The organism is Desulfopila aestuarii DSM 18488, assembly GCF_900143695.1.
Classification (GTDB): Bacteria; Desulfobacterota; Desulfobulbia; order Desulfobulbales; family Desulfocapsaceae; genus Desulfopila; species Desulfopila aestuarii.
The window spans coordinates 109749-126292 of sequence record NZ_FRFE01000002.1 but is presented as its reverse complement, the minus strand read 5'-3'; the positions used below and the strand labels follow the sequence as shown (position 1 = coordinate 126292).

19 protein-coding genes are annotated in these 16544 nt (G+C 48.1%); 15 read left to right on the top strand and 4 right to left on the bottom strand.

Annotation, left to right across the window (positions count from 1 at the left end):
- Positions 1-117 precede the first annotated feature (117 nt).
- From BUF15_RS02355 to BUF15_RS02295, 13 genes are all read left to right on the top strand, one after another.
- Positions 118-909 carry a TIR domain-containing protein gene (locus BUF15_RS02355; protein ID WP_073611850.1) on the top strand — a complete coding sequence of 264 codons (792 nt, stop codon included), beginning with the start codon at positions 118-120 and terminating at the stop codon, positions 907-909.
- Between the two features lie 347 nt (positions 910-1256).
- Positions 1257-1712: a hypothetical protein gene (locus BUF15_RS02350; protein ID WP_143170614.1), complete on the top strand. Its 456-nt coding sequence runs from the start codon at positions 1257-1259 to the stop codon at positions 1710-1712.
- Between the two features lie 148 nt (positions 1713-1860).
- Positions 1861-2694: a CvfB family protein gene (locus BUF15_RS02345; protein ID WP_073611848.1), complete on the top strand. Its 834-nt coding sequence runs from the start codon at positions 1861-1863 to the stop codon at positions 2692-2694.
- 119 nt (positions 2695-2813) lie between these two features.
- Positions 2814-3581 (top strand): sugar phosphate isomerase/epimerase family protein, encoded by a 768-nt coding sequence (locus BUF15_RS02340; protein ID WP_073611847.1) that lies wholly within the window; start codon positions 2814-2816, stop codon positions 3579-3581.
- A 247-nt stretch (positions 3582-3828) separates the two neighbouring features.
- Entirely contained in the window at positions 3829-4386 is a 558-nt protein-coding gene (locus BUF15_RS02335) for a DUF3833 domain-containing protein (RefSeq protein ID WP_073611846.1), read from the top strand.
- Positions 4383-4916: a chalcone isomerase family protein gene (locus tag BUF15_RS02330; RefSeq protein ID WP_073611845.1), complete on the top strand. Its 534-nt coding sequence runs from the start codon at positions 4383-4385 to the stop codon at positions 4914-4916. The genes BUF15_RS02335 and BUF15_RS02330 overlap by 4 nt, the downstream gene beginning before the upstream one ends.
- 21 nt (positions 4917-4937) lie before the next feature.
- Positions 4938-5354 carry a nuclear transport factor 2 family protein gene (locus BUF15_RS02325; RefSeq protein WP_073611844.1) on the top strand — a complete coding sequence of 139 codons (417 nt, stop codon included), beginning with the start codon at positions 4938-4940 and terminating at the stop codon, positions 5352-5354.
- Positions 5351-6070, top strand: a complete 720-nt coding sequence (locus BUF15_RS02320; RefSeq protein ID WP_073611843.1) for an SDR family NAD(P)-dependent oxidoreductase — start codon at positions 5351-5353, stop codon at positions 6068-6070. Before BUF15_RS02325 ends, BUF15_RS02320 begins: the two co-directional genes overlap by 4 nt.
- Positions 6067-7308, top strand: coding sequence for an NAD(P)/FAD-dependent oxidoreductase (locus BUF15_RS02315; RefSeq protein WP_073611842.1), 1242 nt, complete (start codon positions 6067-6069; stop codon positions 7306-7308). The genes BUF15_RS02320 and BUF15_RS02315 overlap by 4 nt, the downstream gene beginning before the upstream one ends.
- Complete coding sequence (locus BUF15_RS02310; RefSeq protein WP_073611841.1) at positions 7305-8042, top strand: DUF1365 domain-containing protein; 738 nt, start codon at positions 7305-7307, stop codon at positions 8040-8042. Before BUF15_RS02315 ends, BUF15_RS02310 begins: the two co-directional genes overlap by 4 nt.
- A complete protein-coding gene (locus BUF15_RS02305; protein ID WP_073611840.1) occupies positions 8039-9295 on the top strand; it encodes an SAM-dependent methyltransferase in 1257 nt (418 codons plus the stop codon). The genes BUF15_RS02310 and BUF15_RS02305 overlap by 4 nt, the downstream gene beginning before the upstream one ends.
- On the top strand, positions 9292-9807 hold the full coding sequence (locus tag BUF15_RS02300) for a DUF2878 domain-containing protein (protein WP_073611839.1): 516 nt from the start codon (positions 9292-9294) through the stop codon (positions 9805-9807). Before BUF15_RS02305 ends, BUF15_RS02300 begins: the two co-directional genes overlap by 4 nt.
- Complete coding sequence (locus BUF15_RS02295) at positions 9804-11042, top strand: NAD(P)/FAD-dependent oxidoreductase (RefSeq protein ID WP_073611838.1); 1239 nt, start codon at positions 9804-9806, stop codon at positions 11040-11042. Before BUF15_RS02300 ends, BUF15_RS02295 begins: the two co-directional genes overlap by 4 nt.
- Positions 11043-11179: 137 nt before the next feature.
- Here BUF15_RS02295 and BUF15_RS02290 read toward each other — a convergent pair whose 3' ends face one another.
- From BUF15_RS02290 to BUF15_RS02280, 3 genes are all read right to left on the bottom strand, one after another.
- On the bottom strand, positions 11180-11359 hold the full coding sequence (locus BUF15_RS02290) for a hypothetical protein (RefSeq protein WP_073612066.1): 180 nt from the start codon (positions 11357-11359) through the stop codon (positions 11180-11182).
- A gap of 229 nt (positions 11360-11588) precedes the next feature.
- Positions 11589-12176: a ferredoxin-thioredoxin reductase catalytic domain-containing protein gene (locus tag BUF15_RS28205; RefSeq protein ID WP_073611837.1), complete on the bottom strand. Its 588-nt coding sequence runs from the start codon at positions 12174-12176 to the stop codon at positions 11589-11591.
- Between the two features lie 155 nt (positions 12177-12331).
- The gene (locus BUF15_RS02280; protein WP_073611836.1) at positions 12332-13435 is read right to left on the bottom strand and encodes an MBL fold metallo-hydrolase; all 1104 of its coding nucleotides are present in this window, start codon (positions 13433-13435) and stop codon (positions 12332-12334) included.
- Positions 13436-14212: 777 nt separating this feature from the next.
- On the opposite strand from BUF15_RS02280, the gene BUF15_RS02275 reads away from it, so the two are divergent.
- Positions 14213-15295: a hypothetical protein gene (locus BUF15_RS02275; RefSeq protein ID WP_073611835.1), complete on the top strand. Its 1083-nt coding sequence runs from the start codon at positions 14213-14215 to the stop codon at positions 15293-15295.
- A gap of 122 nt (positions 15296-15417) precedes the next feature.
- Here BUF15_RS02275 and BUF15_RS26750 read toward each other — a convergent pair whose 3' ends face one another.
- Positions 15418-15816, bottom strand: a complete 399-nt coding sequence (locus BUF15_RS26750; protein WP_143170613.1) for a hypothetical protein — start codon at positions 15814-15816, stop codon at positions 15418-15420.
- A 28-nt stretch (positions 15817-15844) separates the two neighbouring features.
- Here BUF15_RS26750 and BUF15_RS02265 point away from each other — a divergent pair, with 28 nt between their 5' ends.
- Positions 15845-16540 carry a C39 family peptidase gene (locus BUF15_RS02265; protein WP_073611833.1) on the top strand — a complete coding sequence of 232 codons (696 nt, stop codon included), beginning with the start codon at positions 15845-15847 and terminating at the stop codon, positions 16538-16540.
- Positions 16541-16544: the final 4 nt, after the last annotated feature.

Genomic DNA, 16544 nt, shown 5'->3' with positions numbered 1-16544 from the left:
AATATTGTGATCACATGAAAAAGAGTCAGGAAGGCCAACGAGCATAATATCGACCAACACGTTAATTCAGCTGCCTCCGTGATTTCAGGAGTACTGCAAGATTTGAGGAGATGAATTATGCCGAAGAACAGCAAACGTTCCGCGCCAGATTCAAGTGCGAAAGCATCCGACCAGTCACTGCATCCACCGACTTCTGGAGAATCTGGAAGGCAAGTTTTTGTCAGCTACAGCAGAGATGATCGCAGTTACGTGACAAAGCTCGCCGAATGGCTTGAAAGTCATGGCGCGAAAGTCTGGTTTGACAACGACATCGATTACGGCGCCAAATGGGAAACGGAAATCCTGAACCAGCTTGATAGCTCAACCGTTGTCCTCGTTATCATGTCTCAAGCGGCACAGAGGTCAACGTGGATCTCCCGGGAAGTCGAACGAGCCAAGCAGCAAGGACGCCTCATTCTTCCACTCCTTCTTGAACAAAATGCTATTATCGACTGTGTAGCTGATCTTCAGTTTGAAAACGTCGTTGGCGGCAAAATGCCTGGCCTGCGGCTCTGTCAGAAACTTCCCGGATTCCTCGTCTCTGAACGGGACATCGTCAATGCGTTGACCGCTGAGCAACGCGCTATTGCTGAACGCATTTTCTCCGCTGTGCGCGGCGGTTGGCGACAAGGTGCAGAAGGTCCCGCGGTTGCTGCTCTGCAGACCGAGCTAACCAGGGTAGGCCTTGACCCTGGGCCCATCGATGGTGTCTTTGGCAAGAAAACCCGTGATGCCGTGCGAGAGTTTCAGGCACGTCGATGTCATGTCGCCATGGTTGACGGCATTCCTGGCCCTTTAACCTGGATGATACTCGCAAACTCGGACTTAGGCGATCTTGCTCCGCCCACGCCCCCTGAACAGGCGCAGTGAAAAAGTGTACGAACCACAAGTTTTCCGCTCTTCTACTCTGTGGATTGAAAAACATGAAGCATGTTTCACGTCCGCGTCCTATTGTTCGTTTTTAAAAAAATACATTGTGAAAGTGCGAACAGTAAGGTAATTACGGCGTCCTCAAGTCCCAGAAAAATCCCCGGGAAGCGACCTGTTCGGTTCGCTACCAGAAATCCAATCAACGCCCTCACCGAGGTTCGCTAATGGAATGGGGCGGCTTATCGGCGCACCACTTCGCTGGATTCCCCGGCATATTTCATCTAGTATACGAATCAATTTCGCGCTGCTCTCAGCGACAGTTAATTTCTCTCCTTTAGGTGTCACCCATGAAGCGTCTTCCCCGATATATTCTTCTAATAGCAGGGCTTATGTTTGTGCATGGCTGTGCTGTATATGCTGTTTACGGTCTCTACAAGACCGTTACTGAAGTCAACACAGCTCTCACCCAGGTCGATTCCTCTATCAATAGAATTCAACGTGTCCTCAACGAAGGCAAAGAGCTGCACAGAGCCGCAGAAGACGGAAAGCTCATTACCACTCTCGCAGAGAAGATTCCGACCCTTATTCAAGATGAGGTCGAGCTTGCCGCACAGGAGAAGATCAAAACTCTTTCGGGTGCTCTCCAGCTCTCGTCAATCCTCTTCACCAGAAATGCGGAAGAGGAAAATCTGAACGGGGCAACAAAAACGTTCAACGATATGAAGACAACTGCAAACGAGTTTGCAGACTACATGAATGAATTATCCGAATCCGCCGACCTGCCGCTGAATAGACGACGTTGAGAGCCGTAGGAACGGTTCTGTCTCACATTCTTTCCAGGAGAAGTGAGCGATTATTATTTCTGAAAGAAATGAGGTATTATACGTGACCGAACTACAAGGTTGGTATAATTCATGCCTCAGTGGCACATACGCAGTAAACAGAGGGGAAATGGTACAAATAGGTAAAATCAACAGGCTTTCAATAAAACGTTCGCAGGAACAAGGCATTCACCTTGATGGTGGAGAATCGGGAGATATTCTTCTTACCAGCAAGCTTTCCGGCAAAAGGTACCACGCAGGTGATGAGCTTGATGTTTTTGTCTATGTAGATAAAGAACAACGCCTGCTGGCAACCATTCATAAACCAACGGTCATGGTGGGTGAATTTGCAACATTGCGGGTCGTGTCTACTTCAACTGCAGGCGCCTTCCTGGGATGGGGACTTGAGGATGACCTGTTTGTCCCCAAAAGTGAGCAGCAAAACAGCATGAGGAAAGGCAACGCATATGTTGTCTTTGTCTTTCTCAGCGATAAAACACATCGCATCACAGCATCTTCAAAGCTCGACAAATTTCTTGATCTTCAGCCTCCGAAATATGAAGAGGGCGAAAAGGTCGACCTTCTGATCTATGCCCGGACAGACCTTGGCTACAGTGCAGTTGTCAATGGGGCTCATGTCGGCATGATCTATGACAATGAAGTCTTTCAGACACTTGAGATAGGTCAGAGGCTTGAGGGCTACGTAAAAAAAATACGTGAAGACCTTAAAATTGACTTACGGTTGCAGCAGACAGGCTATCAATATGTTGATGACATTTCACAGTCTATTCTTGATACCCTGAAGGGGAATGACGGACTGGTTACCCTCACCGATAAAAGTCCTCCTGAAGAGATCTACGCCACGTTTGGTGTGAGTAAAAAGACCTTTAAAAAAGCAATCGGGTCCCTCTATAAAAAGAAGTTGATCATGATCGGCACCGATGGCATCAAGCTCATCAGTTGAGAAGACGGATTGCTCTTTTTGACATAATCGGCGACGATACAGGTGTCAAAATATCAATATGACCGCCGCGAAAGTAAAAGGCCACCTCGAAAGAGTTCCCACCAAAGAAGGGGAAGCCGATGAAAATTGGAGTAATGAACAACCCGTCAAAATCTGTCTATGATGAGGCGACGTTCTGTGGAAACAATGGATTCGACTTTTTGGATTTGACCATTGAAGGTCCTGAGGCCGCGAGCATTGATGTTGAGAAATTGAGGCCGATCCTTGATTCCTATGGCCTCACTATCACGGGGCATACCGACCCCTGCCTGCCGTATGCGTATCCCATACAGGGGCTACGAGATGCTTGCTTAAAGGAGCTGGAGCGATGTGCCGGGATATTTGCCGCCCTGGGTGCCAGGGTCATGAATATCCATCCCTGCTATTTTTGCCCGCCGGCTATGAGAAAAGATCTGGTCTCATTCCATATAGAGGCACTACGACCCATTGTTGAGATGGCTGCATCATATGGGCTCACAATGGTATTTGAAAACTTTAAAGCTCCTTTTGACAGGGTTTCCACTTTTAAAATATTACTGAAGGAAGTTGATGGGTTACAATTGCATCTCGATTTCGGTCACTCAAATTTAGGTGTCGATAATCATGAGGTATTTTGCCGTGAACTGGGAGAACACATTCAGCATGTTCATTTTTCTGACAACCGGTCCAGATCCGATGATCATATGCCGCTTGGTGTAGGATCCGTGAATTGGCAGAATGCGGTCAAAGTATTAAAGGCAACCGGTTATAACAGTACGATTACCCTCGAAGTTTTCTGTAACGACCCGAATATGCAGGATAAATATCTCGATATGAGCCGAAAGATGATCCAGGATCTCTGGGGGTAATATATGTCTTTCCATCACGTTTTCTTGTGAAGCACCTTTGGCAAAAGGCTCTGTAGTACCAGCATTATCAGGTTCTTTATCTGACGCACGTTTTTATACACCCAATGAATGGGTGCATAAGCTATCATTATATCCTTATTAAATCAGTATTACCTCCGACTCGTTGACTGCTTAGATTAAAGACATACTAGAAGTTAACAGTCAACCGTTTCTGGTCGTTAGTGTCGCAACCAGACAGGAGGGAAAGATGAAGAGGATGATGTTGAGAGTAATTGTGTTGCTGTTACTGGCCGGTTGTGCGGGTAACGATGTTCAGCAATACGCCGGATTACAACCAAAACTTGATCTTTTTGCCTATTTTGACGGGTCGACCAGAGGGTATGGCATTGTTCAGGATAGAGGTGGTCGCCTGAAGAGACAATTCGTTGTCGATATTACCGGGACTATAAATTCTGCCGGTAACCTGATTTTAGACGAACAATTTGTCTGGAACGATGGTGAGAAGACGAGCCGCATATGGACCATCAGCCGTCAAGAGGGGACGAGTCGACTTGTTGGCGAGGCTCCAGACGTTATTGGCCGAGCCACTGGTGTCACTGCCGGGAATGCATTGAACTGGCAGTACCAACTTGCCCTTGTTGTCGATGGCAGCACCTGGAATCTCAATTTTGATGACTGGATGTTCCTGCAACCTGACCATGTTCTCCTTAATCGAGCGACCATGAGTAAGTTTGGCTTGCGTGTAGGAGAGGTGACAATTGCCTTTATGAAGGATCAATCGATCTTGAAGGAGGTCCAGCCATGACGCGTATAATCCTGTTTCTTTTCCTTGCATTTACTGCAACCTGTACGTGGGCAATTGGTGCCACGTCCGAAATGGTTCGAGTGGGGAGTGGCGAGATTCGCTACCTTGGTCTCATCAAGGTCTATGATGCTTCGCTGTATCTGAATGCTGAACAGGCCCGCACTCAGCAAGTTTTGGATAGTGACGTCTCCCGCTGCCTCAAACTGGATTATGATGTGTCCTTGAAGGTTGAGCATTTCGTCGAAGGGGCTGAAACTATCATGGCTAAGCAGCATAATCAGGCGACCATCGAGGCAGTTCGACCAGAAATTGATATGCTCCATCAGGCGTACAGGGATGTTGAGCCTGGTGATAGTTATTTTCTGTGCTATGATTCAAAAAGCGGAGTTACCTCCCTGGCCTTGAACGCCCAACAACTGGTGGCAGTCGAATCGCCACAGTTTGCCGAATTGTACTTTGGCATCTGGCTTGGAGAAAAGAATCCTATCGACACGAAATTGCGAGACCAGCTGTTATCCAGACAGCTATAACCTCGATATCCGGGAGCGATTATGGAACATTTTCTTGCAACCTATCAACAACTGAAGGCCAGCAATCTCGATCTCCTGGCCGATATCTACACCGAAGATATTGTTTTTGTCGACCCGGCCCATGAGATACGGGGGCTGCAGCAGCTGACGACCTATTTTGCAGGTCTTTACGCCAATATCAGTGAGATTCGCTTCGACTTTCACGAACCATTGATGGTTGGCAATCAGGGTTACGTTCAATGGTCGATGCTATTTCGGCATCCCCGGTTGAACGGTGGTCGAGTCGTTACGGTTCCGGGCACCAGCTTCTTGCGTTTTGCCGATTCTGGGCGGGTGGAATATCACAGGGATTATTTTGACCTTGGCGCGCTGCTCTATGAACATGTGCCACTCCTTGGTGGTGTGGTCAAGGCCTTGAAAAGGAGGATGCAGGCATGAAGATTCTGATAACAGGTGCAACTTCCGGGATCGGTCGTCAGCTGGCCCTCGATTATAATGCGGATGGTCATGAGGTGATCGCTATAGGGCGAAACGAGGAGGCACTCGCAGAGCTGGACCTTCTTGGCATGACCAGTCATCAGATTGACCTTACGGATCGGGCGCAGGCCTTGGATTTTTTTGCCACTCTTACAGTTGTCGATCTGGCCATTCTCAATGCCGGTACCTGTGAATACGTCGATCTGCCGGAGTTCGACTCAGCAATGGTTGCCCGGGTGATGCGTGCCAATGTCGAATCCATGGCGATATCCATAGAAGGGGTATTACCGCTGCTGCGCCAGTCTTCTGCACCGCACCTCGTTGGTGTCGGCTCGTCGGCGGCTTATTTGCCGTTGCCCCGGGCTGAGGCATATGGGGCTTCCAAGGCTGCAGTTGCTTACCTGATCGACACATTGCGGGTCGATCTTGCGCGGGAAAACATTGCGGTCAGCCTGGTCAGTCCCGGCTTTGTCCGTACCCCGCTCACGGACCGCAACGATTTCCCGATGCCGATGCGGATTGAGGTTGAAGAGGCCAGTCGCCGTATTCGTAAAGGAATTGCCGAGAGGAAAAAAGAGATCCATTTTCCCAAACGATTTACTCTGGTCATGAAACTATTCGGCCTGCTGCCGAGGGGGTTGTGGCTACCCATCGCGAAAAGGATGGTGAAAAAATGAGACGACAACGGATAGCCATCATCGGCAGTGGTATCGCCGGACTCACCTGCGCCTATCATCTTGCTCCACATCACGATCTCACTGTGTACGAGGCCGAGGAACGAATAGGTGGCCATACTCACACCGTGTCGGTGGATCAGGGGGGCGAAACGGTCAGGGTAGATACTGGATTTATCGTTTGTAATGACAGGACTTATCCGCACTTTCTCACCCTTATGGACAGGTTGGGTGTTACCCGTAGGCCTACGGAGATGAGTTTCTCGGTACGTAACGATGGTGAGGGGCTCGAGTACAGTGGTGGCAGCGTGGCAGGACTGTTTGCCCAGCGTCGTAACCTTGTCTCGCCATCTTTCTGGCGGCTGCTTTCTGAAATTGTCCGATTCAATAATCGGGTTCGCAAGGAGAAGGAGAACGACGCGAGTATGACGATTGGTGAATTCTTGGCGGCGGGAGGTTATTCACAGTTGTTTCGTGATAATTACCTGCTGCCGATGATTTCAGCCATCTGGTCTATGGGGCTGGACAGCTGTCTCGACTTTCCGTTGCAGTTTTTCGCCCGTTTCTTCGATAACCATGGGCTGCTTGATCTGACCAACCGGCCACAGTGGTATACGATTACAGGTGGCTCAAGCAGTTATCTCGGGCCGCTCAGTGCATCTTTCGCTGATCGGATCCGGACTTCCAGCCCCGTTGAGAGGGTTGTTCGGCGGGAGTCGACGGTTGAAATCACCGCCCGAGGCGAGACTAATTCCTACGACCAGGTAATTCTTGCCTGCCATGGCGACCAGGCCCTAAAGCTGATCGCAGAGCCTACAGCCAACGAAAACCGTGTGCTGGGGGAGTTCCGTTGTAATGACAACGATGTCATCCTCCATACCGATACGCGACTGTTGCCGCACCGACAATCGGCCTGGGCGAGCTGGAATTATCAGGTGATCGAAGGCGCAGCAGAGCGAACCGCCCTGACCTACAATATGAATATCCTGCAGGGGTTTGATACGAGAGAAACCTATCTGGTCAGCCTTAATCAACCGATCGACGAGCGCTATGTCCTGCGCCGCTTTAACTATCGCCACCCGGTCTTTTCCTTAGGGGCGATTAAGGCCCAAAAACAATGGCAGGAGGTTTCGGGAGCAGATCGCATTCACTTCTGCGGGGCGTATTGGCAAAACGGATTCCACGAGGATGGGGTCGTCAGCGGCATGCGGGTGGTCGAGATGCTGGAGGGTAGGTTATGAAACCGGCACTCTATATCGGTGAGGTGGCCCATCATCGCTATCTGCCTCGGCCGCACAAATTTCAATACCCGTTTTTCATGTGGTTTCTCAACCTCGACGAACTTGATCGCCTGCCCGATCTCGGCAGGTGGTTCGCTATTGACCGCTGGGCGGTAAACCGGTTCCATCGTCCCGATTATCTGGGCGATCCGGCAACTCCACTTGGTGATGCTGTTCGTTTGCGGATGGCAGAACTCACTGGCCAACCCGTTACAGGTCAGGTCTGCGGACTGATGAATCTGCGCACTCTCGGGCTCTATTTCAGCCCGGTGAATTTCTATTATGGTTTTGACAGCGAGGGTGGATTAAGTCATTTCCTCGCCGAGGTTTCCAACACACCCTGGAATGAACGGCATCACTACGCCTATCTGGTAGGGGACGGTAACCTCAGTCCATTCCAGGAAAAAGCTTTTCACGTCTCGCCATTCAATCCCATTGACCAGCGATATCGCTGGCGGATTGAACCGCCTGGCGAGACGGTCGGAGTGGCTATTGAAGTCTCGGATAAGCGTGGCGATGTCTTTGCCGCCCGCCTCCGTCTTGAGCGTGAGCCGTTGACCCTGGCCACTGCCAGACGACAAACGTTCAAAAGACCGGCAATGACTGCCTGGATTGTCGCAGGTATCTACTATCAGGCATTGAAAATCTACCTTAAGGGTATTCCCTACGTACCGTATCATAAGGAGGCCGTATGAATAACACGACCGCAACCGGCGAGGAGTGTACGAGCGCCAGCTCGTCTATGAACATTCTCGATCGCTGGGCAAAGAAAACGTTGTTCAAGATGCTTGCAGGCATTCGCTTTGGCCAACTTACCATAACCGACGGCTGCAGTGTCAACTCCTTCGGACCCGATAAGGGGCTGCAGGCGCGGGTGATAATCCATGATCCCCGTGTCTATCGTCAGGTGCTGTTCGGCGGTTCGATTGGCGCGGCCGATGGTTATATCGATCGGTTCTGGGATTGCGACGATCTCACCGCTCTGACCCGGATCATGGTTCTCAATATGGAGATGCTCGATGATATGGACCGGGGGTTTTCTCGACTCTTCCAGACATTTCGGCGGATCGGACACCTGTTACGGGCAAACTCGCCGAAGCGGGCGCGCCGGAACATCCTTGCTCATTATGACCTCGGCAACGAGATGTACAGCACCTTTCTCGATTCGACCATGATGTATTCGTCGGCGATCTACCCGCAACCTGTCAGCAGTCTTGAGGAGGCGTCACGCTATAAGCTCGAGCAAATTTGCCAAAAACTGGCGCTTAAACCTGGCGATCGTATTGTTGAGATTGGTACGGGGTGGGGCGCTTTTGCGATCCATGCTGCGGCCAACTATGGCTGCCACGTAACGACAACGACGATTTCCGATGCCCAGTACGAGGAGGCGGCCCGACGGATTGCTGCCGCCGGCCTGACTGATCGTATTACGCTGTTGAAGCAGGACTATCGGCAGTTGAGCGGCCGCTTCGACAAGCTGGTCAGTATCGAGATGATCGAGGCCGTCGGTCATGAGTTCTTGCCGGATTTTTTTCAAAAATGCGGTGAGTTGCTCCATGAAAATGGGACAATGCTGCTGCAGGCGATCACTATTCGGGATCAGAAGTATGAGCAGTATATTCGATCAGTTGACTTCATTCAGACCCATATATTCCCTGGCGGTCATGTACCATCGCTTACCCGGATGATCGACTGTCTGACCCGAAGGACCGATATGGTTGTTCGCCACGTTGAGGATTTCGGCCACCATTATGCGCGCACGCTAGGGGACTGGCGCCGCCGTTTTCTCCGAGCCTATCCCGAGCTACGCGAAAAGGGCTATGATGAGCGTTTTCGTCGCCTTTGGGAGTACTATCTCTGCTATTGCCAGGGTGGGTTTATGGAACGATCGATCAGTGTCGTCCACCTGGTCGCTACCCGTCCGGAACACCGGGTGCGATTGCTATGATCTTGAGGTCGGTTGCCAATATCGCTTTGTACCAGTTTGTCTGGTTTCTGTGCGTGCTGGGCGGCAATAGTGGCGGGATGTTGGCTTTTGTGCTGGTACTGTTACACCTGGTGATCTCGAAGAAGCGCTTGGTCGACATAAAAATGATGGCATTGCTGCTTATTGCCGGGATGTTGATTGACGGAACCTTGTTGGCAACAGGTTTTTTCAGCTTTACCAACGATACCGGCTGGCCAATTCCGTTTTGGCTGGCAGTCATCTGGCTGGCTCTGGCAACATTGGTCCATCACAGTCTGGCCTGGATGCAAGGCCGCTATCTGCTCTCTGCACTGTTCGGTGCTCTCGGTGGGCCGCTGGCTTACTGGGCTGGGGAGCGACTCGGTGCAATGCAATTTAACCTGACGCTCTTTTCTTCAGTGGTGATCTTGGCCGGGATATGGGCGGTTCTGTGGCCTCTGGTCATCTATTTTAGCTGCTGGAAACATGACAAAGCCGGTGAGGGCAAAGCATGAAATATGATGTCGTGATTGTAGGGGCTGGAGTGGCTGGGCTGGCATGTGCAAGAGTGCTTCAGCAGAAGAATCTTTCCTACACAATTCTTGAAGCAAGTAACCAGATTGGTGGACGAATACAAACAGACATAGTGGATGGGTTTCGGCTTGATCGAGGGTTCCAGGTTGTGCAGACCGGCTATCCGGATATTGCCGAGTTTATCGATATCGACAGGCTGCAGTTGCGAAAATTCCCTGCAGGTGTAGCCGTCCGCCTTCAGGGTCGCTTTCATGTGATTGCTGAACCTCGACATCATCCACGCCATATACTTTCTACGCTGGTGTCACCTGTCGGCAGTTTCAGCGATAGGCTCGCTATGTTAAAACTTGCCTATCATGTATTACATCGACCATTTCAAGACATATTTACGCAACCTGAAGAAAAGACCAACGAATACCTTAAAAGGTGTGGATTTTCCGACAAATTTATTCAGTCGTTTTTTGTCCCGTTTTTTGCCGGTGCCTGTCTTGATAAAAATATCAATGCCTCAAACAGGATCCTCAAGTATATCTTTCGCCTCTTTGCCACTGGAGACGCCGCATTGCCAGCCTTGGGGATGGCTGAAATTCCTCAACAGATCGCAGAGTCTTTAGAAAAGGATGTACTACAGTTTAACCGCAAGGTCACTGACGTCAGAGATGGTTCAGTGACATTGGATGACGGGAGCACTGTTGAAGGAGATCAGATTGTCGTAGCGACGCCAGAACCGGTTTTGCAGCATATACTGCCGGCACAGAAATCACATCAATCCGTTGGTGAAAGCTGTCTTTATTACGCAAGCGACTGGACACCACCTTTTGACGAACCCTTCTTGTTGTTAAACGGGGATAACCGTGGACCGATAAATAATATTGCCTTTCCAAGCCTGGTTGCGCCCCAGTATGCTCCTGCCGGAAAGACGCTCATCGCCGTTGTTGTGGTTGATGATGTGTTTCGACATAGCGCTAACCTGGAAGTCGATGTGCGAAACCAGTGCCGTGAATGGTTTGGAGCTGCGGTTAATGAATGGGAACATATCCGCACCTACCAGATTGAACATGCCTTGCCAGACCAGTCTCCACCAACATACAATCCGTACCATCTCCCGGAAGCTATCAGCAAGAGTATCAGAATATGTGGCGAATATCAGAGCCTGCCTGGTTTGCAATGGGCATTGATGTCTGGTGATATGGCGGGGAAGGCATGTTCAATCTGATAGGTGTGAAAAAGGCATAACCCTCGTTATGGTTTTGGAATAACGAGGGTTACGAGTTGTGGATGTAACGTCAGATATTTTTATGTGACGATTCTTTCGATCACATTTTTGGAATGTCACAAGCGATGGATTGGAAACTACCAGCTATCGCCAAGAACCTCACTGAGATCCAGGCATTTTGCTTTTTCGTCCTCGGTAAGATCTTCCTTCTTTTTTATCTGTTTCAGGTCGTCAATGTAGCATGCATACTCTTTTCCATCTTTGTCCTGAACCCACACCATTTTTTGGAATTCTTTCGAAATAATTTCACCTTTCATGATTTTCTCCATGTTGAAGGATGAATTAAAAAAGAGCTGTTGGGTAAGAGGCTCTTCTCCACTCTCATGCAAGCACATGCAGCTATATACCTCATGTGAAGATTGCCCCTAATACGATAGATAGTTGTCAGGAAAGCGCAAGGTGGAGGCTTCAAAAAGATGTTAGAAAGTTGTCTGTGACTGGAGCTTATTGATATATAACTGCCAGGCAGCAGACGCAGATGAAGATTCAGGCTTCGTAGAGTTCAGGGGGCCTTCGTTCGGGAACTTCCTTACGCTCAATCTTGGCAGTGTACCAGTCTGCGGATACGTAAAGAGAACAAAAGCAACTACCATATTCAGCAATATCAGGTTCACGATAGGTACACGGGCAAATGATATCACGATCATTTGCCCGAACTCCAGATGCGAGTCGACAAGGGCAGGCCATATACCCGTAACGTTTCTTGTTGGTGAGGAGGCTTCGCAAAAGCTCAAAGGTTTTTTCTTTATTGCCATTCAAAAAATAACCTTTCGGCTCATTCACTTTTTTGAGCAGGTCGTAAAGATCGTCGACTTCGGTACGGATACCAATGGTTTCTTTTATTTCCTGAATTTTATAGCCAACGATAACTGCATCATCAATAACAACGGTAGGAAACGAACATTGTGGATTAACTTTCCTGAGTTCTTGTATAACTTCTTTTTTTTCTTTGTCAGGAAGCTCATCAGCCTGGATACATTCGAATGTGACGTCAAGATCATCCAGCATTTTCTTGACCGCTTGACAAAACGTACAAGTGGTGAGGCTGTATAAGGTGATTTTTTTTTCGGCCATATATTCACCTTGGGCGTAAGATTGAAGAGGTGTTTGCAGGCTGATGCTTGTGTAATGAGGAATTTATCTAAGCTTATGAACAATGATGCTTTTCTGCAAGTTGTTTCAGGGCAACAGGAGCGATGTGACTGCCATGGCCCGATGTTTCCTTGTTGTTAACCGTAGATAACGGTCTGGCCGTGATTGATGTGTATGAATTGCTCTTCCACCATGTTTTCAGCCAGGACACGCTGCATATCAATGGGTGGAAAATGGACGGGCTCATCGCCCAGTCGGAACGTGCCCCAGTGAGCTAACATGAGATTGCGGGCACCTAATTCTTGAAATGCCCTGTATGTCTCCTCTGGATTCATATGACTTGGAGCCATGAACCATCGAGGTTCGTAGGCACCGAGATTGAATATCGCCAGGTCTATATCGTACATCTCACCAAGTTCGGTAAAACCATCAAAATAGCCGGTATCTCCAGCGATGTAGATGGTTGCTCCTGATTTTGTACGAATGATATAGGATCCCCAAAGTCCTGTATTTGGTCCAATGAAGGGGTTACGCATAGTCCAATGGTTGCAGGGCACAAAAATAATCTCCTGGCCGTTGGAGTGGTAACTCTCAAACCAGTCGAGGTGATGCCTGTTGCGCATGCCGAGACCGTCAAAGATATCATTGTAACCCAGAGGCAATATGGCGTGGGTTGTGGGGTCGAGCTGGGTCAGAGAATCGACATCGATGTGATCATAATGACCATGGGTCAGCAATACGTGATCAATTTTCGGCATATCCTTCAGGTTACCATTGAGTGGAGTGAAGTCCTCAATAAACCAGAATATTTTTCGAAAAACCGGATCGATAAGCAGATAGGTGTCCTGATCCTTGATAAGGATACCAGCGTGTTTGATGAGGGTAACAGAGAGATCATTGCCTGTGCGGATCGACTGCCAGTCGATGTTTACCGGTTGCACCTGCTCTGAATCATAATGTTGTCGATGCGTATTGGTGGAGAAGAGTTTCCAGCGAAGCACTCGCAGCGAGTTACGGCGGTCGAGATTGCTGAATGGGCTGAGAAAGCGGTTTGGTCCATGATGAATTCTGGCTTGTACCAGATCAACCATCCGTCTGCCATTCAGCGGGCGGTAATGCAGGTCCTTCTCCGTGACCGTCAGGTTGCCAGCTCGTGGCAGACTGCAGCCGGCAAGGAGATTCCATGCCATGGCGGCCTGGAAGGCTTGAACCATTTTTTGAATGTATTTTCTTCTGGTCATGACCGTATTTACCCTTTTTACGCATGAGTCAGATCTATCAAGGGTTACCTGTTGTTTGCCAGTATAGTTGTCCTAAATCAACGAATTGGAGAGATTGTCATGCCTTCTACATGCTATATGTTAAGCTATAATACTATCAAAGCCACCAGAATAATTTTCAGGAGAAGGAACACTTGGAATATTTCTACTCATTCCGAATACACGGAATTTGTTACATAACCAAACAAATACAAGTATTACTTTCACAATCATACCATTTGACGTTCCAGTATTGCTTGATAACACAATGAAGGTTTGAAACACACATTCGGTATCGAAGATATAATCTACTTACATTTTAATCGACACGTCAGCACATGCATCCTGGATTTACTGAACCCTGAATAAACAAGCCCCTATCGAATATCTACCTGCATTGGTGTTTGGCTTAATATCAAAAAAGAAAAGAAGCCCTTAGGTGTGAATACTCGCTAGCAATCCAGGTGAAATTTTCTTTCAGACAATTTTCTAAACTAGCATAAGAAGATTAATAAGATACTGAAATAAAATGATATGTTTCGTTTGTTGTTGGTTTTTCCTGACTTCTGAATGGGGCATTCCGGTATGCCGAAAACCTCAACTAGTACGACATGCTGGGAATGTCGCCTAACATTCAAATGGTACAAGTGTTTTGCGAAAAAATGCTTAAAAGGACCTGAAATTGCATTGTTAAAGCGTCCGCCGATGGCATTGTGCCTTTGGAAGTCTGAAAAAAACAAAAACCTGGGAGGAGAAATCATGAAAAAATGTGTGTACTCAAAAAGAGTTGTTCAAGCCATGGTCGTTGCCTTCGCTCTGAGTTCGGCATCATTAGTCCTGGCAAATCCCACCAATACAGCTACGGAGGTGACAGATTCTCAAACTGCACAGGTTAACCCGATCACAGACAATGGCAGTATCGGGGCCACGGAAGGTTCTAACGTTGCCGCAGGTAATGATTTGAGCACAAACCTTACCGATTCAGGCAATACTGACACCACCATGACCGCTACTGCGACCGATTCTGGCAATACGGATAACAGTGTGGCAGCGTCTGACTTCGGTAATACTGACACAGCTACCACCATGACAGCAACCGATTTCGGTAATACCGATACAGCAACTACAATGACAGCAACCGATTCGGGAAATACCGACGCAAGCATCAATGATTCCTACAAGGCGGACAACAGTGTGACCGCGTCTGATTTTGGTAATACCGACACCACCATGACCGCTACCGCTACCGATTCTGGTAATACGGACAACAGTGTGACCGCGTCTGATTTTGGTAATACCGACACCACTATGACCGCTACCGCGACTGATTCTGGCAATACTGATAACAGTATAAATACCAGCATCGCCGATTCCGGTAATACTGACAACAGCATTACCGCATCTGATTTTGGCAACACGGATACCAGTATGACTGCTACAGACTCAGGCAATACCGATAACAGTACGAACGTAGCGGACTCATTTAATGGTAACGATATGAGTACTGACAACAGCACCAACGTTGCTGACTCATTCAATGGTAATGATATGAGTAATGATACCACTATTACTGACTCTCAAAATACTGACAACAGTCTCTCCTTAACAGTCGGTGATATAGGTGTGGCAGTTGCAATTAGCGAGCTGGACGGAACAGTAACGGGGGCTGCTTTCGATGTCGGCAAGAAAGCAACTCTGTATACAGGGGCAAACACTGTCGATAACGGATCATTCAGCAATGCCGCCGGCATCACCAACGTATCGATGAATACCGGTTATCATGCCTTAACCCAGCAGTCGGTTAATGTTCAGGCGAATGTCTATCCGGCGCAAACGCCATAATGTATTAGCGTAGTCCTTCTAAGACTGTCTGCTGACCATCTGTAAACACGATTCCTGGGAATCAAGCGTCAAGACTCTCAGGAATCGTGACAGTTATAGTAGATAAATCGCTATCAAATAGCTTAAAACGGAAAATCATCATCACATGGTGAAGGCATGCGTATATCAAAAACGAGAACGTTTTGCTGTCTGTTTTTATTTTTGACCAGCCTTGTAGATAGTTCCGTGTGGGCTTGGGAAACCTCTGCATTACCACCGGAAAATGTCATAGCTGATTTTTTTGGCAAGCCTGTTTCAGGTGAGGATCTCAGTGCACTCAGTGGCGGCCAGAACATTGATATTGACAATATCAATATGCTTATAAACAGAATGAATTTGAATTCTGAGTTGGAGAACAATGTTCTCCAGTCCACCACGACAGGGATAAATGTCCTAACTAGTGGTGCCTTTGCCAATGCAAACGGAATATCAACAGTAATCCAGAATTCCGGGAACCAGGTAATTATTAACAGTGCACTCATTCTCAATGTTCGACTCGATTAATACCTTATGACAACAAAATCAGTTATCCCTCTAACAGTGCTGGTGTTATTCATTTCGGTTGTGATAGCTCATGCCGGAACCGTTATGATTCCCGGTGCATCAGGAGTAAGCATAGCAATTAAAGCAACCAGCCAAAAAGAAGCACGCTACAAGACTATTCTCAGGCAGCAGTATGACTTTAGTTGCGGGTCGGCCGCTGTTGCGACACTACTGACATTCCATTATGACGACCCTGTCAGTGAAGATGAAATCTTCACCTCAATGTATGAAATCGGGAACAAAGATAAAATACGAAAAGAAGGTTTTTCATTACTTGACATGAAAAACTATCTGAATCGTCGAGGATATAAAGCCGACGGTTTCAAAGCGCCCCTGGACAAACTGCAGGAAGTAGGGATCCCGGCAATTGTCCTTATAACACAAAAAAATTATTCACATTTTGTCGTTATCAAAGGTGTCACCTCAACCGAAGTTTTATTGGGGGATCCTTCCAGCGGCATACATCGAGTTGATCGAGAAAAATTTGAATCAATGTGGGGTGGTTTATTATTTATAATTCGCAATAAATCGGATGTGGCAAAACAATACTTCAATCTCAGACATGAATGGGCGGTAAATCCAGGGCCACCCATGCAATTTGTTTTGCGACAACAAAGAGATTCTAATATTGCTCTCACGCTACGAGGGAAAAATGAGTTTTAAGGAT

What these genes read in the sequence shown, in the direction of transcription:
- BUF15_RS02355 (WP_073611850.1), top strand. Translation starts at nt 118, where the DNA reads ATGCCGAAGAACAGCAAACGTTCCGCGCCAGATTCAAGTGCGAAAGCA.
- BUF15_RS02350 (WP_143170614.1), top strand. Translation starts at nt 1,257, where the DNA reads ATGAAGCGTCTTCCCCGATATATTCTTCTAATAGCAGGGCTTATGTTT.
- BUF15_RS02345 (WP_073611848.1), top strand. Translation starts at nt 1,861, where the DNA reads ATGGTACAAATAGGTAAAATCAACAGGCTTTCAATAAAACGTTCGCAG.
- BUF15_RS02340 (WP_073611847.1), top strand. Translation starts at nt 2,814, where the DNA reads ATGAAAATTGGAGTAATGAACAACCCGTCAAAATCTGTCTATGATGAG.
- BUF15_RS02335 (WP_073611846.1), top strand. Translation starts at nt 3,829, where the DNA reads ATGAAGAGGATGATGTTGAGAGTAATTGTGTTGCTGTTACTGGCCGGT.
- BUF15_RS02330 (WP_073611845.1), top strand. Translation starts at nt 4,383, where the DNA reads ATGACGCGTATAATCCTGTTTCTTTTCCTTGCATTTACTGCAACCTGT.
- BUF15_RS02325 (WP_073611844.1), top strand. Translation starts at nt 4,938, where the DNA reads ATGGAACATTTTCTTGCAACCTATCAACAACTGAAGGCCAGCAATCTC.
- BUF15_RS02320 (WP_073611843.1), top strand. Translation starts at nt 5,351, where the DNA reads ATGAAGATTCTGATAACAGGTGCAACTTCCGGGATCGGTCGTCAGCTG.
- BUF15_RS02315 (WP_073611842.1), top strand. Translation starts at nt 6,067, where the DNA reads ATGAGACGACAACGGATAGCCATCATCGGCAGTGGTATCGCCGGACTC.
- BUF15_RS02310 (WP_073611841.1), top strand. Translation starts at nt 7,305, where the DNA reads ATGAAACCGGCACTCTATATCGGTGAGGTGGCCCATCATCGCTATCTG.
- BUF15_RS02305 (WP_073611840.1), top strand. Translation starts at nt 8,039, where the DNA reads ATGAATAACACGACCGCAACCGGCGAGGAGTGTACGAGCGCCAGCTCG.
- BUF15_RS02300 (WP_073611839.1), top strand. Translation starts at nt 9,292, where the DNA reads ATGATCTTGAGGTCGGTTGCCAATATCGCTTTGTACCAGTTTGTCTGG.
- BUF15_RS02295 (WP_073611838.1), top strand. Translation starts at nt 9,804, where the DNA reads ATGAAATATGATGTCGTGATTGTAGGGGCTGGAGTGGCTGGGCTGGCA.
- BUF15_RS02290 (WP_073612066.1), bottom strand. Translation starts at nt 11,359, where the DNA reads ATGAAAGGTGAAATTATTTCGAAAGAATTCCAAAAAATGGTGTGGGTT.
- BUF15_RS28205 (WP_073611837.1), bottom strand. Translation starts at nt 12,176, where the DNA reads ATGGCCGAAAAAAAAATCACCTTATACAGCCTCACCACTTGTACGTTT.
- BUF15_RS02280 (WP_073611836.1), bottom strand. Translation starts at nt 13,435, where the DNA reads ATGACCAGAAGAAAATACATTCAAAAAATGGTTCAAGCCTTCCAGGCC.
- BUF15_RS02275 (WP_073611835.1), top strand. Translation starts at nt 14,213, where the DNA reads ATGAAAAAATGTGTGTACTCAAAAAGAGTTGTTCAAGCCATGGTCGTT.
- BUF15_RS26750 (WP_143170613.1), bottom strand. Translation starts at nt 15,816, where the DNA reads ATGAGTGCACTGTTAATAATTACCTGGTTCCCGGAATTCTGGATTACT.
- BUF15_RS02265 (WP_073611833.1), top strand. Translation starts at nt 15,845, where the DNA reads ATGACAACAAAATCAGTTATCCCTCTAACAGTGCTGGTGTTATTCATT.